The sequence below is a fragment of the Sphingobacterium allocomposti genome, from assembly GCF_008124885.1.
Lineage (GTDB): Bacteria > Bacteroidota > Bacteroidia > Sphingobacteriales > Sphingobacteriaceae > Sphingobacterium > Sphingobacterium allocomposti.
The window spans coordinates 81,075-100,577 of sequence record NZ_VNHX01000002.1 but is presented as its reverse complement, the minus strand read 5'-3'; the positions used below and the strand labels follow the sequence as shown (position 1 = coordinate 100,577).

General features: G+C 47.1%; 14 protein-coding genes. 10 read left to right on the top strand and 4 right to left on the bottom strand.

What is annotated here, in order from left to right:
• Window positions 1–33 precede the first annotated feature (33 nt).
• Window positions 34–1,872, bottom strand: a complete 1,839-nt coding sequence (locus tag BC792_RS02040) for a UbiD family decarboxylase (protein WP_148907326.1) — start codon at window positions 1,870–1,872, stop codon at window positions 34–36.
• Window positions 1,873–2,328: 456 nt separating this feature from the next.
• Complete coding sequence (locus BC792_RS02035; protein WP_148907325.1) at window positions 2,329–3,204, bottom strand: SDR family oxidoreductase; 876 nt, start codon at window positions 3,202–3,204, stop codon at window positions 2,329–2,331.
• A 495-nt stretch (window positions 3,205–3,699) separates the two neighbouring features.
• Between BC792_RS02035 and BC792_RS02030 the strand changes: the two genes are divergently transcribed.
• The 4 genes from BC792_RS02030 to BC792_RS02015 all read left to right on the top strand — a co-directional run bounded on the left by BC792_RS02030 (window position 3,700) and on the right by BC792_RS02015 (window position 10,347).
• Window positions 3,700–4,938 (top strand): deoxyribodipyrimidine photo-lyase, encoded by a 1,239-nt coding sequence (locus BC792_RS02030; RefSeq protein WP_148907324.1) that lies wholly within the window; start codon window positions 3,700–3,702, stop codon window positions 4,936–4,938.
• Window positions 4,939–5,111: 173 nt separating this feature from the next.
• On the top strand, window positions 5,112–7,841 hold the full coding sequence (locus tag BC792_RS02025; protein ID WP_148907323.1) for a 2-oxoglutarate dehydrogenase E1 component: 2,730 nt from the start codon (window positions 5,112–5,114) through the stop codon (window positions 7,839–7,841).
• Window positions 7,842–7,889: 48 nt separating this feature from the next.
• A complete protein-coding gene (odhB, locus tag BC792_RS02020) occupies window positions 7,890–9,128 on the top strand; it encodes a 2-oxoglutarate dehydrogenase complex dihydrolipoyllysine-residue succinyltransferase (protein ID WP_148907322.1) in 1,239 nt (412 codons plus the stop codon).
• A gap of 190 nt (window positions 9,129–9,318) precedes the next feature.
• Window positions 9,319–10,347: a hypothetical protein gene (locus BC792_RS02015; protein ID WP_148907321.1), complete on the top strand. Its 1,029-nt coding sequence runs from the start codon at window positions 9,319–9,321 to the stop codon at window positions 10,345–10,347.
• Between the two features lie 34 nt (window positions 10,348–10,381).
• Here the strand turns inward: BC792_RS02015 and BC792_RS02010 are convergent, their stop codons facing one another.
• Window positions 10,382–12,256: an LTA synthase family protein gene (locus BC792_RS02010; protein WP_148907320.1), complete on the bottom strand. Its 1,875-nt coding sequence runs from the start codon at window positions 12,254–12,256 to the stop codon at window positions 10,382–10,384.
• Between the two features lie 169 nt (window positions 12,257–12,425).
• Here BC792_RS02010 and BC792_RS02005 point away from each other — a divergent pair, with 169 nt between their 5' ends.
• The 5 genes from BC792_RS02005 (at window position 12,426) to BC792_RS01990 (ending at window position 16,562) form a co-directional block, all read left to right on the top strand.
• A complete protein-coding gene (locus BC792_RS02005; protein ID WP_148907319.1) occupies window positions 12,426–15,041 on the top strand; it encodes a valine--tRNA ligase in 2,616 nt (871 codons plus the stop codon).
• Window positions 15,042–15,253: 212 nt separating this feature from the next.
• On the top strand, window positions 15,254–15,406 hold the full coding sequence (locus tag BC792_RS18250) for a hypothetical protein (RefSeq protein WP_170249929.1): 153 nt from the start codon (window positions 15,254–15,256) through the stop codon (window positions 15,404–15,406).
• A 7-nt stretch (window positions 15,407–15,413) separates the two neighbouring features.
• Window positions 15,414–15,827: a hypothetical protein gene (locus BC792_RS02000; protein WP_148907318.1), complete on the top strand. Its 414-nt coding sequence runs from the start codon at window positions 15,414–15,416 to the stop codon at window positions 15,825–15,827.
• A 216-nt stretch (window positions 15,828–16,043) separates the two neighbouring features.
• The gene (locus BC792_RS01995; RefSeq protein WP_148907317.1) at window positions 16,044–16,328 is read left to right on the top strand and encodes a hypothetical protein; all 285 of its coding nucleotides are present in this window, start codon (window positions 16,044–16,046) and stop codon (window positions 16,326–16,328) included.
• Window positions 16,329–16,358: 30 nt separating this feature from the next.
• Window positions 16,359–16,562, top strand: coding sequence for a YqaE/Pmp3 family membrane protein (locus BC792_RS01990; protein WP_148907316.1), 204 nt, complete (start codon window positions 16,359–16,361; stop codon window positions 16,560–16,562).
• Window positions 16,563–16,610: 48 nt separating this feature from the next.
• Here the strand turns inward: BC792_RS01990 and BC792_RS01985 are convergent, their stop codons facing one another.
• Window positions 16,611–17,030 carry a Dabb family protein gene (locus tag BC792_RS01985; RefSeq protein ID WP_148907315.1) on the bottom strand — a complete coding sequence of 140 codons (420 nt, stop codon included), beginning with the start codon at window positions 17,028–17,030 and terminating at the stop codon, window positions 16,611–16,613.
• Between the two features lie 194 nt (window positions 17,031–17,224).
• On the opposite strand from BC792_RS01985, the gene BC792_RS01980 reads away from it, so the two are divergent.
• On the top strand, window positions 17,225–19,123 hold the full coding sequence (locus BC792_RS01980; RefSeq protein WP_148907314.1) for a DUF3857 domain-containing protein: 1,899 nt from the start codon (window positions 17,225–17,227) through the stop codon (window positions 19,121–19,123).
• The last annotated feature ends 380 nt before the right edge of the window (window positions 19,124–19,503 follow it).

Genomic DNA, 19,503 nt, shown 5'->3' with positions numbered 1-19,503 from the left:
CGCCCCTACCCAGCCCGACAGCGCGGCCGTCTCTTATATGATGCCGTATAACGACCCTCCCTTTGCGCCCAGTCGGTCAACCTTACGTTCCACGCTTTCGTCCTTGACAAGGTCGGGCGCGTGATGAGGTTTACGACGGGCATCGATGATGAGCGGCCCGTTGCAGCCCCAGTGTTTAAAGGTGATAAAACTATCCACGCCATGTATATCGTGCGAAGGGTTGCTCCGTGTAAAAGTAACCCACACAAAATTATTGATCGACGCCGCAGCGAAATGCGCGTCGTCCACCAGCACGATCATCTGCAACCCGTCCAAGGCACCCTTATCTAAAGACGCTGCCCACGAAGCGATGACAGACGCCTCTTCGTCGTAGCCAGTAAACGGCCGCCCATCCACAACAACGATCCCCGGCAATATTAACTTCCCTTGCGCAAACGGCCGCGGCAATGCCCACCCGCCGGAAAGCTCCCGTCTTAGCTCCCGCTTCTTGTCACCGACGGCTGCCAACACTACCTTAGACCCCGTATTGAGCCCATCGCCGGAGTAGTCTAACGTGTCGATCGTCGTATTCGTCATAAAATGCAGATCCCTTGACAGATCTATCCGCTCAAGGATATGTGTAAGAAAAGCAGGAATGTCGTGAATATCAAGCGACGGATCATCCTGATAAGCCGAAATGAACAAGTATTTCGCTAAACTCAGCTGATTGGTACCCAGGATCTGGTTAGCAATTGTTAACACCTCCTGTGGCCTGCTTATCCGCTGATATGGCGTATAGCGCTCGCTCCCGATCGCAAAAAGTAGAGGATGCACTCCTGCCGCGTCAACAGCGTGGACCGAGTGAAGACCGTTGATCTGCTGGGGGATCGCACTTCCGGTAATCTCATGAATGAGAGCTCCAAAACTGGTATCTTCCTGCGGCGGACGTCCCACCACGGTAAACGACCAGATCGGGTCTTTGCGGTGATATACCTTGTGGACTTTCATCAGCGGAAAGGGATGCACCAAGCTATAGTACCCTATATGATCTCCGAACGGACCTTCCGGTTTGTTTTCTTGCGGATAGACCGTGCCCGTAATAACAAAATCTGCATCCGCCGATATACAGAACCCCTCTTCATCATAGAAATAACGGAAACGCCGATTTCCCAACGCGCCGGCGAAAATAGCTTCCGACAGCCCCTCGGGGAGCGGCATCACTGCCGACAAGGGGTGTGCCGGCGGACCTCCCACGAAGACACTCACTTTCAACGGCTTTCCGGCGGCGTTCGCCCGCGTCTGGTGTACACCGATCCCCCGATGTAGCTGGTAGTGCAGCCCTATTTCTTCGTTCTGCACGTAATCGTTTCCCGAAAGCTGGATACGGTACATTCCAAGGTTCGCCTTCATAATTCCAGGACGCGTCACATCTTCCGTATACACCTGTGGCATAGTCACAAAAGCACCACCGTCCATGGGCCAGTTCACAATCTGAGGCAGTTCCGATATTTTCGTTCTCCCATATAGAATAGGCGCTCCGGCTTTCCTTCGCCAAGGCAGCGCACCTAACGCAACCATAGAGGATCCGGCATACGTCAACGGCTTTTTAAGCACAGACAATGGATCCATCTTAACATCCACCAATCGCTTGACATGATCTAACGTATCCCGGAACATGAACTTTGAACGGTCGAGCGTTCCGAAGAGATTCGAAACTGCCGGAAACCTGGAGCCTTTAATATTTTCAAAAAACAATGCCGGCCCTTCCACATCAAACACCCGCATATGTATTGCAGCCATCTCCAGATAAGGGTCGACCTCCTCCTTAATACGTACCAGATGGCCATGCCGCTCAAGGTCAGCCACACAGGCCGCCAAACTTTTGTATCCCATGCTTAAAAAAATATTATACTATCCAGCCATTGCGTATCACGGCGTCGGGCTACGATCCTGCGCACCCCGACTGTCCTCCCGCGCGGGCTAAGAATAGCACAGGCGGTGCCAAACGCAGATTACACGGATGGTTTTTGAGGCCCAACGCACAATAGGCTATACCAACCACAAAAATAGGAGAATTAGTCTGGTATAAAAGGATCTCCGACAAATTCTGGAGACGGTCGCCGCCTTCCCGTCGGAGCCGGACCGTAGAACACATATATTATTATAACCTTTCAGATGTACTTAATAACGGCCGAAAGTTGTGAAGACGTAAAGTTGTATATCCGTACCGGTGTGAAAACGTTAAGTTGTTGAGCGCTTCTTGTATGGTGAGATAAGTTAGAACGTTAGACGATGCTAGCCTGAATTCTAACCGCCGACCACGAGAAGACGCGCCTCCCGTAGAGGACGCTATGTCCTTGACATATTGTCGGCCAGCAGTGCAGTTTGTATAGACGAAAACTCGAAAGGCATATCCGTCTGCCATCCATTTTCGACCCTATAGTCCGAGCGGATTACCGTGGTCAGCTCGGCATAGTCTGTACTGCTGATATCGAGCTTACGGCTATACAGAAATTTAACCAGCCAACGTGGCACATTGATGATCCGTTGTCCCGACTTGATAAGATGGAATGAACGGTAAAGATCAAAAAGCTTCATAAACGAGATAATCTCGCCACCGCCGACCTCCAGCACTTTATAGTGAAACGCGGGAACATCCAACATCCGCTTCAGCCACCGCACAAAATCGCGCACGCCGATAGGCTGAAACGACCGGCCGGCATATTGCTTGGAGTACAATATAAAACGTCGCTCTGCGATACTTCGAAAAACTCTGTCCAATAGCGCATCTCTTCCCAAGACACTATTCTTTAACACGACAGTGTAGTCCATATTGAACTCCTCCAACAGATCCAGAATCGGTTGAATCTCGTCCCGGTCTACCAGCCCTGCTACATAGACTAGACGCCTGCAATTCATCCTAGACAGCAGCTGTATAAAATTCCTCAATGACAACAGCTCCAGTTTCAGGTTCACGACATCCTGTAACGTAGGCACCTGTGTGAAATAAAAAGAAGCCCGAAGATCAGGAATATAAAAATCATAATCTACGCTACCCCGGATAAGATCGAGTTCATACACCTTCGCCCGCAAAGGTTCGAATAGACGGGATTCAAATAATTTAAGATTACGCGTTATTGCGAACACTCCAAAACCCTTTTCCGCCATCAGACTAACGCTCCGCCGCCCGACATAGTTATTGAGCCCACTAATTAATACGTTCATAAACACACAGTCGCATTCAAACCTAAATAATTCATTTTATATAAAATGTAATGAATATAAAATGGACCTCTTGCTCTCCTCCACTATTGAAGACTTATTTATAAGAGGAAATTCAATAACAAATAACAGAAGACTCTTCCGAATGTTCGGTGAAAATATAATTGTTACAAACGAGAGCCCAATCACCTAACTAGAATATGAGGGACCTTCGGATTGCATCGGCAATGGAGAAGTGAAAAAAAGCCAACCGGCGATATACTTTAGCTGACCCATAGCCCCGACCGGTGTAGGTGGCGGGGGCGATTGTCTATACTTTGTCAAAAGAGGGCTAACATGTCTCCCCCAACCCAGATAGTGGATAGTTTACATTATATTTGTGATATTTATTAACGCCTCTGCGAAAGTTTTTTTGATGAAGCCTGTATAAATTAACCTATAGAGAAGCATAAAATAATTTATGCAAGTTTCATCACCATTAAAAAACAAATTATTTGAATGAAAAAGGTGATTTTAGTATGGTTCCGAAATGATCTACGTATTCATGACAACGAAATTTTGTCGGAGGCCGTTAATAAAGGAGACATTGTTATTCCCGTCTACTTCTTTGACCCACGTTATTTCGGTGAAAACCGGCTGGGATTTAAGAACACGGGCATACTCCGAGCCCGCTTTCTCCTGGAATCCGTAAGACACTTTAAGAAGACACTACAGGATATGGGGGCCGATCTGCTGGTTTTCCAGGGTAAACCTGAAGACTTAATCGGCACGCTCTGTGCTAAATATGATGTCACAGAGGTTTACCATCATCGGGAAGTCGCAAACAGGGAGACTAAAATTTCCGAACTGGTAGAGGCTGTGCTTTGGCAGGAAAAAATCAACCTAAAGCACTTCATCGGACACACGCTTTATCATAAAGAGGATCTTCCCTTTCCCATCCGTGACATTCCGGATGCTTTCAGTGCCTTCAAGAAAAAGGTCGAAAAAGAAAGTTTTGTCCGGCCTGTTATACCGCCGGTTGCTCCGTTTATTACACACCCGCACCTTGAGGCAACGGACATACCAACACTGAGCGAGCTTGGCTATAGCGACGCTGAAGCCGATAGCATCGCACAGGGCGGTGCGTCTTTACTACCCGGAGGCGAGGCTTCTGCATTGCAGACCATAGAAACAACGTTAGCGCCAGACTACGACGATATGGACGACTACAACCTCATATCCCCGTACATCGCCTTAGGCGCTGTATCCCCGGCGTATTATTACCACAGAATAAAAGAGCGGTATACGGCTTCAAACAAGAAGAAATACGACCGGCTCATCCTGCGTCTGCTATGGCGCGACTACTTCCGTTTTATGCTCAAGAAGTATCCGAATATCTTCTTCAAGAATCTCGACCCCGATAACGACCTCGTGTCCAGTGCACGGCAGCTACAAAAATGCGTCTCCAAGGGAAGCAGACATCCGGTGATCGATGACTTACTCACCGCATTGAAGACAGAGGGCAACCTGCCTTACGAATACCGGGAAATTCTAGCCGCGTATTTCATGCAGGAGGAGAACATTCATTACCTTGCCGGGGCTAGCTTTTTCGAAGAATCCCTGCTCGACTATGCCCCTTCGACCACTTACGGTTACTGGCTGCATTTTGCACAGAAAGGCACCAGCACCAAGGATAATCTGAAAGCGTCCTGGCAGGATCTGGTTAAAAAACACTACCGTCCAAAAGAGACCGTTTAACAGCTTTTCAACTTTTTGGCAGGGCTGAATAAGAGCTTGTTTCGAATTTTGGCATAAAATTTCGATTTCTTGAATTTTATGCCGTTATAACGCGTATTTTGTTCACTTAAAGCGTGACATAATATTTATTATTTGCTAACTTTGGGCAAAATTTTTATACGTAAGATTTCCTCATGGATAAATTAACATATTTGAGTAACGCAGATTCAGGCTATATTGACTCGTTATATCAAGCATACAAGGAAGACCCTAACGCAGTAGATGTAAGCTGGCAGAAATTTTTTGAAGGTTTTGACTTTGGACAGAGCAGCGGCGGCGGCGGTGTAGCCGTAGAAACGCCGGAACAGGCGCTTAAAGAGATAAACGTGCTGAACATGATCAACGGGTATCGGGACCGTGGACATCTGTTTACAGAAACCAACCCTGTCCGCGAACGCCGCAGGTATTTTCCGGGCAAAGAACTGGAAACCTTTGGCCTTTCTGAAGCCGACCTCGACACCGTGTTTAATGCAGGTGTGGAAGTGGGGCTGGGCCCCGCCAAGCTAAGGGATATCCGGCAACTTATTGAAGACACGTACTGTCGCTCTATCGGAGCGGAATTTCGGTACATCCGTCATCCAGAGAAAATCAAATTCCTTCAGGATAAAATGGAGGCGGAAAGAAATACGCCTAAATTTACATTGGAGGAGAAAAAACGTATTTTAAAGAAACTAAACGAAGCTGTTATTTTTGAAAGCTTCCTCGGTACTAAATTTTTGGGGCAAAAACGGTTCTCATTAGAAGGTGCCGAATCTTTGATTCCGGCATTAGACTCCGTCATCCAAAAGGGATCATCTTTAGGTATCGAAGAATTTGTAATCGGTATGGCTCACCGCGGTCGATTAAACGTATTGACCAACATCATGGGCAAATCCTATAAAACAATTTTCTCCGAGTTCGAAGGAAAGATGTACGAGGCCGACCCGGAAATACAGTTTGGAGGCGATGTAAAATATCACCTTGGTTTTTCTTCCGACATCACCAGCCAGGACGGCAAAAACATTCACCTTAGCTTGGCTCCTAACCCATCCCATCTGGAAACAGTTGACGGCGTTGCAGAAGGTATGGTGCGGTCAAAAATCGACATGAAATATGGAGGCGACTCGTCCAAGATAGCCCCTATCCTCATACACGGAGATGCGGCAGTGGCCGCACAAGGTATCGTCTATGAGACCATCCAGATGTCTAAACTTGATGGCTATAAGACGGGAGGAACCATCCATATCGTTATCAACAACCAGGTTGGTTTTACGACAAACTATAAGGATGCCCGCTCATCCACCTATTGTACAGATATTGCCAAAGTAACCCTATCTCCTGTATTTCATGTCAACGGCGATGACGTGGAAGCATTGGTATATGCGATCAATCTGGCGGTAGAATACCGTCAGAAATACAAGACAGACGTGTTCATAGATCTTCTGGGCTACAGACGTTATGGACACAACGAAGCGGACGAACCTAAGTTTACGCAGCCATCGCTGTATAAACTGATCGAGAAACATCCAAACACGTTGGCTATCTATGTTAAAAAACTGGTAGACCAGGGAAGCATCGATATCGATTTCGCGAAACTGCTTGAAAAAGACTTCCGCACATTGCTGCAAGAACGTCTGGACGAAGCTAAAGCAGTAGAAAAGATCAGCGACGAGCGTCCTATGTTTGCCGGTGCCTGGAAGGGCCTTCGGCCGGCTAGGCAGGCCGATATCTTTCAACCTGCAGATACAAAAGTGTCGAAGGAGCTGTTCCTCGCTTTGGCAAAGGAAATGAATACGCTTCCAAAAGACAAGAAATTCTTCCGTAAGATCACCAAGGTATTTGAGGATCGCCTTAAAATGATCGAGACAGATAAATACGATTGGGCAATGGGAGAACTGATGGCATACGCGACCTTGCTGAACGAGGACTACCGTGTGCGTATTTCCGGTCAGGACGTACAGCGCGGAACTTTCTCACACCGCCATGCGGTCGTCACGCTTGAAGATTCGGACGAGACGTATACGCCGCTTTCGAAAATGAAAGGTGGTGATAAATTCCACATCTATAACTCGTTGCTTTCCGAGTATGGCGTGCTTGCCTTCGAATACGGATATGCATCCGTAAACCCCAATTCGCTGACCATCTGGGAAGCACAGTTCGGCGACTTCGCCAACGGCGCGCAAATCGTGTTCGACCAATATATTTCGTCGGGCGAAACAAAATGGAAACGTTCCAACGGGCTCGTTATGTTGTTACCCCATGGTATGGAAGGACAGGGCCCCGAGCACTCTTCGTGCCGCATCGAGCGTTATCTCGAACTGTGTGCCAACAACAACATGATCGTTGCCAACTGTACAACACCAGCCAACTTTTTCCACTTGTTGCGCAGACAGCTGCACCGCGAATTCCGCAAGCCTCTGATCGTAGCGACTCCGAAAAGCCTGCTACGTCATCCGAAAGCGGTGTCGGCGCTAAGCGACTTTACAGAAAAAGGATTTGAGGAAATCATCGACGATACAACTGTTACGGCTAAATCCGTAAAACGTGTTCTTCTGTGCTCCGGCAAAGTGTACTACGACTTATTGGAAAAACAAGAGGCGGATAAGCGTAAGGATGTGGCGATCGTGCGTATTGAACAGCTATTCCCAATTGCATACGACCAACTCGAAACGTTGCGGAAGAAATACGCCAAAGCAGAATTTGTATGGGTGCAGGAAGAAAATGAGAATATGGGCGCATGGCCATACTACTCACGCAAACTCCGCGACACCGGACTGAATCTGAAATATATTGCCCGTCCGGAAAGCGGTTCCCCTGCTACAGGATATATGAAGCAGCACGTTGCACAACAGACAGAGATAATTAACAAAGCATTTCAAATATAAAACATATCGGCAGCTTAACTGTTGTTCGGTATACCAGAAAAAGAAAATATGAGCTTAGAAATCAAAGTACCAGCCGTAGGTGAATCCATCACAGAGGTGACCTTGGCACAATGGCTAAAACAAGATGGCGATTACGTTGAAATGGACGAGAATATCGCTGAATTGGAATCTGACAAAGCTACTTTTGAACTACCTGCTGAAAGAGCCGGAATTCTAAAGATTATAGCTCAAGAAGGAGACACTTTAGAAATTGGCGCAGTAGTATGTACTATCGAAGATGGTGATGCTCCTGCCGGTGGTGCTGAAAAGAAAGAAGAAGCTCCTGCCGCAGCGGCTGAAGGCGCCGCTGCTCCAGCTGCCAAAAATGATCCGGAAAGCCCGGAATCATACGCAGCAGGCACGGCTTCACCTGCCGCTGCTAAGATCTTAAGAGAAAAAGGCATTGACCCGTCCACCATCAAAGGAACCGGTAAAGACGGCCGTATTACGAAAGAAGATGCCGAGAAAGCGCAGGCGGCCTCTGCGACAGCTAAAGCGGCGGAATCGAAGCCTGCTGCAGCCCCAGCTCCTGCTCCGGTTGCCGGAGCGCGGAATGAGCGTCGTGAGAAGATGACTTCCCTGCGTAAAACTATCGCGAAACGCCTCGTTAGCGTTAAAAATGAAACGGCCATGCTTACTACCTTTAACGAGGTAAACATGCAGCCGATTATGGATCTTCGCTCGAAGTATAAAGACACCTTTAAAGAAAAACATGGCGTCGGACTCGGATTCATGTCCTTCTTCACGAAGGCCGTAACAACGGCTTTAAAAGAATGGCCTGCCGTAAACGCGCGCATCGAAGAAAACGAGATCGTCTACTCGGACTTCTGCGACATCTCGATCGCGGTATCGGCTCCTAAAGGACTCGTAGTTCCGGTAATTAGAAACGCAGAATCCATGAGTTTACATCAGATTGAGAAGGAAATTGTCGCGCTGGCTACCAAAGCCCGTGATAATAAGTTAACAATCGATGAGATGACTGGTGGTACATTTACAATTACAAATGGCGGTGTCTTCGGCTCGATGATGTCCACACCTATCATCAACGCTCCTCAGTCTGCGATCCTAGGTATGCACAATATCGTTCAACGTCCTGTAGCAGAAAATGGACAGGTCGTTATCCGACCGATGATGTACATTGCACTCTCCTATGACCACCGCATCATCGACGGACGGGAATCTGTCAGTTTCCTGGTACGCGTCAAACAGTTGCTGGAAGACCCTGCGAGGTTGTTGTTGGAAGTGTAAACATATACGATGATTTATAATTGAGTCATCGCCGTCATTGCGAGGAGGAAAAATGACGACGTGGCAATCTGGCGATAGGAAACACAGATCATCCATTAGCACTTATTTCTAATGGCATTCAGGAGTTTACTACGTTCGGTTGCCGCGTCGCTACGTACCTCGCAATGACGTATTTTTTTACCAACTATTGATGAAACAATCGACACGCGTTGTAGCTATCTTTTTACTCCTATGTTTTCGGATCTGTCCGGCGGCCATTGCGCAACAAACCGGCTTGACCGTAGACTTCTTTGGCTATGTAGACAACAGGGAATACAAATCAATCTATACGGAAGACAAAACCATTTTGGGAACGCTCCTCTCGCCAAGTCTTTTTTTTGCCATCGATAGCAACCACCGCATTGTTGGCGGAATCCAGTATAACCAAGATTTTGGTAAGCATCGGGAAAACAAAGATCGCGTTCTGCCGATTGCCTATTATAATTTCAGGAATAAAAAGTTCGATTTCGCGCTGGGGCATATGCCACGTTATGAACGTCTAAAAGACGTACCGCGTATGGTACTCTCTGATACGCTTTTCTATGACCGTCCAAACATCGAAGGGATGTACCTCGGTTTTCAGAACAAACAGTTACAACAAGCCTTGTTTATCGATTGGCTGAGTAAACAAAGTCACCATTTTCGGGAGCGATTCGTAGTTGGCCTGTCCGGCAAGTATAAAATCGGACGATTCTTCATTGCCGACGACGCACTGCTCTATCATAACGCACTGAGCAGTAATGACAGTATCGAGGAACACATTCAGGATAACGGCGTCGTGATCGTCCGCGCCGGAGTAGATTTTAGCCACCGGAGCTTTTTGGACTCCCTGACGTTCGACGCGGGCATTGCTGTTGGATTCGACCGCATACGGACCAGATATGACCTCCGTGTCGCCAGGGGCTTTGTTTCGAATCTTTACCTCGGTTTCCGGCGCTTCTTCCTGATGAACACCTTGTATCTCGGCCAGGCACAGCACCTTCCGATGGGCGACTCCTTCTACCATCGTGATAAGTATAATCGTCTTGACTTGGGATGGATCCCGTTTCGCAAGGGGCCCTTAGAAGGCAAGTTCACCGCCTCCTTTCATTTCGCCCCCGATCAGATCAGCAACCAGCAAGCATTTACATTACGCTATAAATTCCGCAACAAAAAGACGTTGTTAGAAGAGTTAAAATAGTCAGAGGGGGCAGAAGAACTTCTCTAACTCCTATCTAATACGCCAAAAAATCTTCAAAAACCCTTTGGTAGTATCCTTTTGCGATGTGCAATAGGCTGTCCCGCCTTTCTTTGTCGCTCTTTGGAACTGTCGTATACCCCACGTCGCGGCGCAACATATCGTAACTGACCACAGCCTCGCTATTAACCACACCAAACGTCCCGTTAGCATTGAAAAAAGCCGTATGTGCCCGGTTCCGGGCGAATAAATTCTGCGAATACCGAAATCGGCCGGCCGGAGCACCGACAAAACCGGCCAGCGTACTGGCCACATCCAGTTGGCTCACCACCTCATCAACTTTCTTCCCTTTATACTCATCTTTTAACGCACCTCCAAATACGAAAAGGGGAATATGGTAACGTTCCGGCCGCTCCAGTCCAAACTTCTCCTGCGGATAGACATGCCCATGGTCTGAGGTGACAACAACGACCGATTCTTCGTACCATGGCTGTTGTTTTGCTTTTTCGATGAAATTAAACAGCATCGTATCCGTGTAGTACGCTGTACTCCTGTAAGCATTAGCTTTACTACTGTTTCCGAATTTATAGCCCGGTGAAAGATGAAAAGGCTCATGATTTACAATTGTATAAAAGATGCTGAAAAAAGGCTTTTCGCCAGCGCCCAGATCATGCAACATCCGCTGCGCAACCACATGGTCGTATACCCCCCACGAGTTCCGCTGCGCGCCTAACGGAAAGTCGGCGTCATCAACGACATGCTCAACACCATGGGTAAACATAAACGATTTAAAGTTGTAAAACTCGCTCTGCCCACCGTGGTAGAAGGATGTCGCATAGCCCAAAGAGTCAAAGATCTGCCCTACAGCCGGTAGCTTCTCGTGTTTGGGGATATATTTGATAATACTTTCCGGCCCTTGAGCGGGGAAACCGCTCATGACGGCTATCATTCCCTTGTCGGATCGATCGGCAGCAGCATAGGCCCGACGAAATGAAATCCCTTCGTCCATGAGCTGTTTCATCTTGGGGGTCACGTCTTTTTCCCCGCCCAGATCTTCAAAAACCTGCGCTACCATGCCTTCCAGTAAAACCAGAATAACGTTGGGCCTCTTGGTCGTTAAAACTTCTTCGAAGTCGTTTGCAGGCCGTAATACCTGTTCGGCAACCCGTGAAGCTTCCTGTTCGCTCATGAACTTATAAGGGTTCCTTTTTGTGCTTTTGGTTAAATCCTTTAAAAACGACCAGTACGTATTTACTGCAACGTGGTTGGCGATGTTATCATCGGAAAAATACACGGAACTTTGATTCAATGTTGCCCTTCCGTATCCGCCCCGGATAAGCGAAAAAATCAACGCCGCGCCGACGACGAGCGCCGCCGCTTGAACGAAACGGTTGGGAAGCGCAGCATATTTGGCATAACGTACAACAACGAGATGATAGAAATAGTGTGCGCAGAGGAAAAAGACGGCCAGTACGACCGCCCCCCGCCATACCATTCCGAAATCGATAGAGTTGGACACCCCACCAATAGCGCCCATGCCCAGCGTAATTGCCCGCTTACTGATCTTTTCGCCCCACGCTTCATAGAGCGGTAGATTGGCCGTCGTCACCGCTGCAAAAAGAACCGTGGGCACAAATACATAACCTCTTAAAATCCAGGCAGAAACACTTATTTTCAAACACAGCTGCTGAATGAAAAAGAACAAAAATGGCAGTGCCTGCAAGTAGCCCATTAAAGACAGATCCAGTTTTATCCCATGCCAGAAAGCATAGAGTACATCGATCGGATCCTCAATTTTATGCCATACGCTTATCGCAAAAACGATCCTGTCCAAAAAGGATAACAGCATCCAGTAGCCACACAGGGCTAAAAAAAATGACAGGTTGGCGCGCCAGCCGGGCCTTCTCTCCATGGTTAATATTCGTCTAACAAATTATTAAAAATAAAATAACCCGCAAAAATACAGTTATTCCATAATAGTTCGTGAAAAACCTGTCATATCAGCAACATTTTATTACACGGAGCATTCCGTAAAATGTGAGTAATTGTCTATTTTTGCGTCTTGAACTTCCAAATCGAACATGAGTATAGCAAAAACATACAATCCTAAAGAAGCAGAAGAAAAGTGGTATTCCTATTGGATGGAAAACGGTTTTTTCCGTTCCACACCGGACGAGCGAGAGCCCTACACCATCGTGATGCCGCCGCCCAATGTCACCGGCGTACTGCACATGGGGCACATGTTAAATAACACCATACAGGACGTTCTGATCCGACGGGCGCGCATGCAGGGCAAGAATGCCTGTTGGGTTCCAGGTACCGACCATGCTTCGATCGCAACGGAAGCAAAGGTGGTTGCTATGTTAAAAGAACAGGGAATTGACAAAAAGTCGATAACGCGCGAGGAATTTTTAAAATATGCCTGGGAATGGAAGGAGAAATATGGCGGGATCATCTTAAAGCAATTGGAAAAGCTCGGCGCTTCCTGCGACTGGGACAGAACGAAATTTACGATGGATCCCGACCTTTCCGAGGCCGTCATCGACACCTTTATAAAGTTTTATAAGGAAGGATATATATACCGCGGGGTGCGTATGGTGAACTGGGACCCGCAAGGAAAAACAGCCCTTTCTGATGAAGAGGTAATCCGCAAAGAAGTAAACCAGAAACTATATTATATCCGGTACCAGATAAAAGACAGCGACGAATATGTAACCATTGCCACCACCCGTCCGGAAACGATTATGGCGGACACCGCTATATGTATAAATCCAAACGATACACGATATAGCCATTTACAAGGCAGGACGGCACTGGTGCCACTGATAAACCGCGAAATTCCGATCATCACGGATGAGTACGTGGAGATGGAATTTGGAACCGGATGCCTGAAGGTTACCCCAGCGCACGACTTAAACGACTACGAACTTGGGCAGAAGCATAACCTCGAAGTTATCGACATCCTCGATGACGACGGGACACTGAATGAAAAGGCGCAGATTCTGGTGGGAGAAGATCGCTTCATTGCCCGTAAGAAGGTGGCCAAAATGCTGGAAGAAGCAGGACAGATCGATAAAATAGAGGATTACAAATCGCAGGTAGGCTTCTCGGAACGGACGGATGCCGCTATCGAGCCCAAACTATCGATGCAATGGTTCTGCAAAATGGATCAGCTGGCCAAGCCCGCGCTAGAATACGTCGAAGACGGCACGATAAAGCTGATACCCGAGAAATTCTTCGCATCCTATAAACATTGGATGGAAAATGTAAAAGATTGGTGTATCTCCAGACAGCTATGGTGGGGGCAACGGATTCCGGCTTGGTATAACGACCGCAATGAATGGGTAGTCGCCAAAACGGAAGCTGAGGCAGTGGCTGAATTTGAAAGCCTGGGGAAATCAACAAACGGGATACGCCAAGAGGACGATGTGTTGGACACATGGTTTTCTTCCGGCCTATGGCCAATGTCCGTATTCGATGGTGTCCGTCATCCGGATAATGCGGAGTTCAATTATTATTACCCGACCAACGACCTGGTAACAGCGCCGGAAATTTTGTTCTTCTGGGTGGCCCGTATGATTATTATGGGACATGATTATACGCAAAAGCCGCCCTTCCGAAATGTATATCTCACAGGGATCGTTCGCGACAAACTGGGGCGTAAGATGTCCAAATCGCTCGGCAATTCGCCAGACCCCATCGAATTGATGGAACAGTACGGCACCGATGGTGTACGTGTTGGCATGCTTCTCTCCTCTCCTGCGGGTAACGACCTCATGTTCGACGTTTCTTATTGCGAGCAGGGCCGAAATTTTGCCAACAAAATCTGGAATGCTTTCCGCCTGGTGAAAGGTTGGGAAACGGTTGACCAACCTGCTACGGATGCCCAAAAGACGGCGGCCACATGGTTTGAAAACAGGTTTAATCAAGCTGTAGCCGACATAGATGAGCATTTTGCAAACTACCGGCTCTCTGACGCCCTAATGAGCACATACAAGCTCATCTGGGACGACTTCTGCGCTTGGTATCTGGAACTGGTAAAACCGGCTTATCAGGCGCCTATCGAGACAGAGACATTAGAGACGGTTAAAACCTTCTTTGAGAAAGTCCTCGCATTAGCCCATCCATTTATGCCGTTCCTCACGGAAGAACTGTGGCACGACGAGCTGTTCGGCGCACGGGAGAAGGGTGATTGTGCCATCGTGGCAACGTATCCTATAACACAACCTTTTGACGAGCAAATCATCAAGGAATTTGAAGTTGTACAGCAAGTCATATCAGAGGTACGGAGTATACGCAATACAAAAGGCATCTCGCCCAAGGTCGCTTTACCATTAGCCATTAATGCAACAGTTATCGACTTCAAGAAATATCAGGAGAGCATTATCAAACTAGCCAATATTGCTGAACTTACATTCGTCAGCGAGAAAGTCCACGGCGCGGTCAGCTTCCTGGCGGGTAAAGACGAATGTTATGTTGCCTTGGAAAGCAACATAGATGTGGCTGCCGAAAAAGAACGTATAACGAAGGAGATCGCCTACCTGAAGGGCTTTTTGGCATCAGTAGAAAAGAAGCTTTCCAACGAACGGTTTGTTCAGAATGCCAAACCGGAGATTGTACAGAACGAACAAAACAAAAAGGCAGATGCAGAAGCAAAAATTGCCATTCTGGAAGAAAGCTTACGCAGTTTAGGATAGCATTAGCGGCCGGCACAGGACTGGAGGCGTTGGCCGAGGGCAGCAGCATACTTTTGGGAGAAAAAGGGAGCGTCGACAGGATTCCGGAATGAAAAGCGAAACGCGGCACAAGTTTTTTGAAATTCTATTTCAAAAAAAACGAAACCACAGCTAAAAAGAGATGTTTTAAAGAATAATAAGATCAATTCGGATCTGCGCCAGGAGGAAAAAATATGGGAACTAAACACGTACTACCGCTACAGAAGATCGGTGAAATACATTGGGCAGACAATCTTAAAAAGTTTCTCCATAAATACGATATCATTGCACAGGGCATCTCCCTACAGGAAGAGACAAGCTTAATTACGTTTGGATTGGGGGGGTGAAATACGCTTGTACTACAAACATTTTGGACGGACAGATAGCGCGGAGTTTATGTATTACTTGCGGAAACCGGCGGAGTTGGAGTGGCTGCACCAGAGCAGGCATGTAGCCGCTCTAGCCGAACAATTTTCCGACGATACACTCGCCGGCTACGTTGTGATTTCAGAATCCGTTACAGGCGAGCCGATCTGCCTCCATATCGACACGCAGGCCATCTATACGTTTACCAAAAAGCCTGTTGGAAAGCACCTTTTGTTCCACTCATTTAATGATTTTCTCTTGGTTGAGCTCATACAGTTAAAAAAGCAGGTTTGCGAATTTGATTTTGAATCCATGGAAGAAGAATACAGATTTGTTGATACGGTCGTAGACAACTCGGACATCAGCCAGGAACTCCGCCACGAAAAACTCTATAAAAAATAGTAAGGTGAATCGATATTCTCACGTGGCGAGTTTCCCCGCCCCAGCTTCGACGCCCACGCCATGTTCCGGAGTAATCAGATAAGATTCACCGATCAATGGGTTATATTCACCGAAAATGCGGCGAAGTTCGCCTAGTAAGCCTCGGCCAGCAGCCGTTATCGTGTTATCTTTGTGTAAACAAAAAACAAATAAGGTTTAACATCAACAAAAGGTAATATGAAAACACAATCAGAAACAACATTTCAGCTAAACAGTGAAAATATCAGCAGCGGCTTTCAGCAGGCATTTAACTGGTTGCGGACGACGAAAATCGCCATCTCATCGAAAACCGGCCGAGAATACGTAAGCCTCCCGCTGATTGCCGCGATTGTTATTGCTGTTATTCTCCCGTTTTTCTCTATCCTCGGACTGCTTATCGGAACACTGTTGGGATGGCACGTATCCTTTCAGCGGACGAAGGAAGACATTGCTTCCAAAAGCGGAATCATCGATATAAAGTAATATTTTTCACACACTAAACCGACAAAAACAATGACATTGATAGCAGTACTCTTCCCATGGTTGTCTTTTTTTCTCCGGGGCAAAATACTGATCGGCTTCGTATGTTTGATTCTGCAGATCACACTGATCGGCTGGTTACCGGCTGCCATCTGGGCCGTGGCTTCTCATGTGGATGGCAAAAACAAAAGGCGTATCCGCCGGCTCGAACGCAATATGCATCGCCCGACTATCTAAGATAACCGGGCAATGCTTCCGCTCTAAAACGATAATGGGTCGGGGCGTCTACATAAGTTCCATATCTCTGACAGCAACTTTTGACCAATATTTACTGTACTTCTCCGCGGCAGCAAGGTGGTCCGGATGCTTCTCATACGTGTTTATGTCGTCCATGTTGGCAAATGTGACAAGCAGACTGTAGTCGAACGAATTGTCGACAACATCACGTTGAGTGGTTGAGGCAGGTTTGCCCACATAAAAACGCTTTATACCCGGAACTTTTTTGAGGGCTTCGAAAAAGTTCAAAAAGTCTTTCTCCTCGTCTTCCGTAATGCCTTCATTTAGCCAGAAATAAACGGAATGAACGATGATTCCACCAGACAGGTCGTCTCCTCCTTCGTTGATGGAAACTGTCGTGCAGGACTGCATGATTGTAGCCGATGTACCCGCCACCGCTACAGATCTTAAAAATTTTCTTCTTTCCATGACTTAGCTTGATTAACCAAACTTACGCAAATTCGCTTTCATCTGCAACCCAGCTCGCCAGGTACCAGATAGCTACTCCCTGCTAATCATCGCCTTCGGATTTATGTATCGACATTTCAGACCAAAAAAGCACATTTTATTTCCTGCTAATGTCATGATTTTATTATCTTAGTAATGAAAAAAAACCAATTGTTATGAAGTTTCTATGGATATTCCTTTTGCTGTTCGGAACGTTGATGAGCCGCGCACAATCCTTAAATTATGCGGTAGAATCGGTACCGCAGGCACTGAAATCCCGTGCGGCCGTCACGATCAGAAACGAGTCGGTTTACATAGAGATGCGCGCCGCCCATGATGTCCTTCAGAAAGTGAAAAGAGCAATCACCGTCTATAACAGGAATGGCGACAATTATGCCTACATTCCATTATATTACGATAAAAGCGCAACCATTAAATCTGTCAAAGGGACGATCTACGATGCAGACGGATCGCCGATCAGAAAGATCAATCACAAAGATTTCACGGATGTTAGCGCCGCAGACGGCTTTTCTATGTTTTCTGATACCCGCTTAAAATATTATCAATATCACGCAATAACATATCCATACACTATTGAGGTCGAATATGAGATTCAGCACAAACAAAACCTCGCCATACCAGCCTGGAACCCAAACTTCAGTCCGGAAGTATCGGTAGAGCAAAGTACATATATCTTTGCTGCCCCTGCGGGCGCTGCCGTGCGTACATATACACAAAACGTCCCCGCAGCAGCGTCTGTGAGCCATACCGATAAATTTGTTCTACACAAGTGGGAAGCTACTAATATTCCTGCTGTCAAAGAAGAATCCTACACCCGCAACTTCCGGGAACGCTCCATATCGGTCTATATCGTACCTCAAGAGGTGTCCTACTACGGAAGGAAGGGCGCTTTCGACGACTGGCAGGGCTTCGGAAAGTGGGTATACGAAAACCTACTTCAGGGCAAACAGGACTTAAATGAAACCGTCCGGAACAACGTGCTCCAGTTAACGAAAGACTGTACGACCGACAAAGAGAAAGCAAAAGTCCTTTACCGTTATTTACAGGAAAAAACAAGATATATCAGCATACAGGTTGGTATCGGCGGCCTCGAGCCTTTTAAGGCCAGCGATGTCGACCGCTATGGTTACGGCGACTGCAAAGCGCTGGTAAACTATATGCAAAACCTGCTGGCGCTTGTCGATATCCCCTCGTATTACTGCATCGTTGAGGCGGGAAACCTCAAACAGGACCTGAAAGCAGACTTTGCAAATGTACAGGACGGAAATCACATCATTCTATGTATTCCGTTTGAGCAGGATACGACGTGGCTTGAATGTACCAGTCAGGAGATGCCATTTGGCTTCCTCGGAAACTTTACAGACGACCGCCTGGTATTGGCATGCACACCACAAGGTGGAAAAGTTCTGCGTACCCCTGCCTATACCCATCTGGAGAACAAACAAGTAAGAATAGGCAAACTAAAACTCGTTAACACCGATCTGAAAGGGAGGCTGGTTACTAAATTCTATGGAACCCAGTACAATAACCATGCGGATGTTTTACATGCAAATAATACGGAGAAACCTAAATTGCTGGCAAAACACTACGATATCAACAACATCAGCTTTAGCGACATCGCCTATAAGGAAGTTAAGGACGACTCTCCCCACCTGGTAGAAAACCTTTCGCTGTCAATATCCAATATCGGTCTTCATTCGAATAAGAGGCTGATGCTTCCGTCTTCCTTGTTCAATACGTTTACAACGATTCCCCGGTATGACGACCGCCAACAACAGGTATATATCAACCGTGGCTTCACGGATGAAGATCACATTGAGATCGAGCTTCCGGACGATATCAATAAACAGATGGTACCGACGGAGAAAGAATTTAGCTGCCCAATGGGGGAGTATAGATTTACCGCAGCGATTGAAGGGAACACCCTGCGATGCAGCCGAACACTCGTCATAAAACAAGGGGTTTATGATCCTGCCCAGTACGCTTCTTTTCAGGAGTTTTTAAGGTCGGTCAGCCAGACAGATAGAGGCCGCTTCTCGTTAGAGCTCCTGTAGGTTCTCAACTCGATAAAAAAAGCCCCCTTAGAGAGGCTATTGGCAATCCGTGATCGTCACTTCCCCGCCAGATCAAAAAGCGTAAACAGCGTCGTCGACAGGAGGAACGACAACGCGATCTTAAGATGTGATTTACAACGCTATTCTTCGTGTGAAGCGGAGTGCCACGAAGGATCTTACGATAAAAGGGAGTCTTACTTCTGTTTATAGACCCATCCATACAGACCGCTTCGCCAACTCTACGGAGAGTGGCTGAACTGGCTTTTGGCTGTTAGCTGTGACCATGTGCTATTAACCATCCCCGGTCTAAAAATATCGCTCAGGTTATAAGCCTATGCGCGAAAAAAAGGCAGCTAGCCGATTACCGGACTAGCTGCACG

What these genes read in the sequence shown, in the direction of transcription:
- BC792_RS02005 (WP_148907319.1), top strand. Translation starts at nt 12,426, where the DNA reads ATGAGTATAGCAAAAACATACAATCCTAAAGAAGCAGAAGAAAAGTGG.
- BC792_RS02025 (WP_148907323.1), top strand. Translation starts at nt 5,112, where the DNA reads ATGGATAAATTAACATATTTGAGTAACGCAGATTCAGGCTATATTGAC.
- BC792_RS02015 (WP_148907321.1), top strand. Translation starts at nt 9,319, where the DNA reads ATGAAACAATCGACACGCGTTGTAGCTATCTTTTTACTCCTATGTTTT.
- BC792_RS01990 (WP_148907316.1), top strand. Translation starts at nt 16,359, where the DNA reads ATGACATTGATAGCAGTACTCTTCCCATGGTTGTCTTTTTTTCTCCGG.
- BC792_RS18250 (WP_170249929.1), top strand. Translation starts at nt 15,254, where the DNA reads ATGGGAACTAAACACGTACTACCGCTACAGAAGATCGGTGAAATACAT.
- BC792_RS02010 (WP_148907320.1), bottom strand. Translation starts at nt 12,256, where the DNA reads ATGGAGAGAAGGCCCGGCTGGCGCGCCAACCTGTCATTTTTTTTAGCC.
- BC792_RS01985 (WP_148907315.1), bottom strand. Translation starts at nt 17,030, where the DNA reads ATGGAAAGAAGAAAATTTTTAAGATCTGTAGCGGTGGCGGGTACATCG.
- BC792_RS01995 (WP_148907317.1), top strand. Translation starts at nt 16,044, where the DNA reads ATGAAAACACAATCAGAAACAACATTTCAGCTAAACAGTGAAAATATC.
- BC792_RS02035 (WP_148907325.1), bottom strand. Translation starts at nt 3,204, where the DNA reads ATGAACGTATTAATTAGTGGGCTCAATAACTATGTCGGGCGGCGGAGC.
- BC792_RS01980 (WP_148907314.1), top strand. Translation starts at nt 17,225, where the DNA reads ATGAAGTTTCTATGGATATTCCTTTTGCTGTTCGGAACGTTGATGAGC.
- odhB (WP_148907322.1), top strand. Translation starts at nt 7,890, where the DNA reads ATGAGCTTAGAAATCAAAGTACCAGCCGTAGGTGAATCCATCACAGAG.
- BC792_RS02040 (WP_148907326.1), bottom strand. Translation starts at nt 1,872, where the DNA reads ATGGGATACAAAAGTTTGGCGGCCTGTGTGGCTGACCTTGAGCGGCAT.
- BC792_RS02030 (WP_148907324.1), top strand. Translation starts at nt 3,700, where the DNA reads ATGAAAAAGGTGATTTTAGTATGGTTCCGAAATGATCTACGTATTCAT.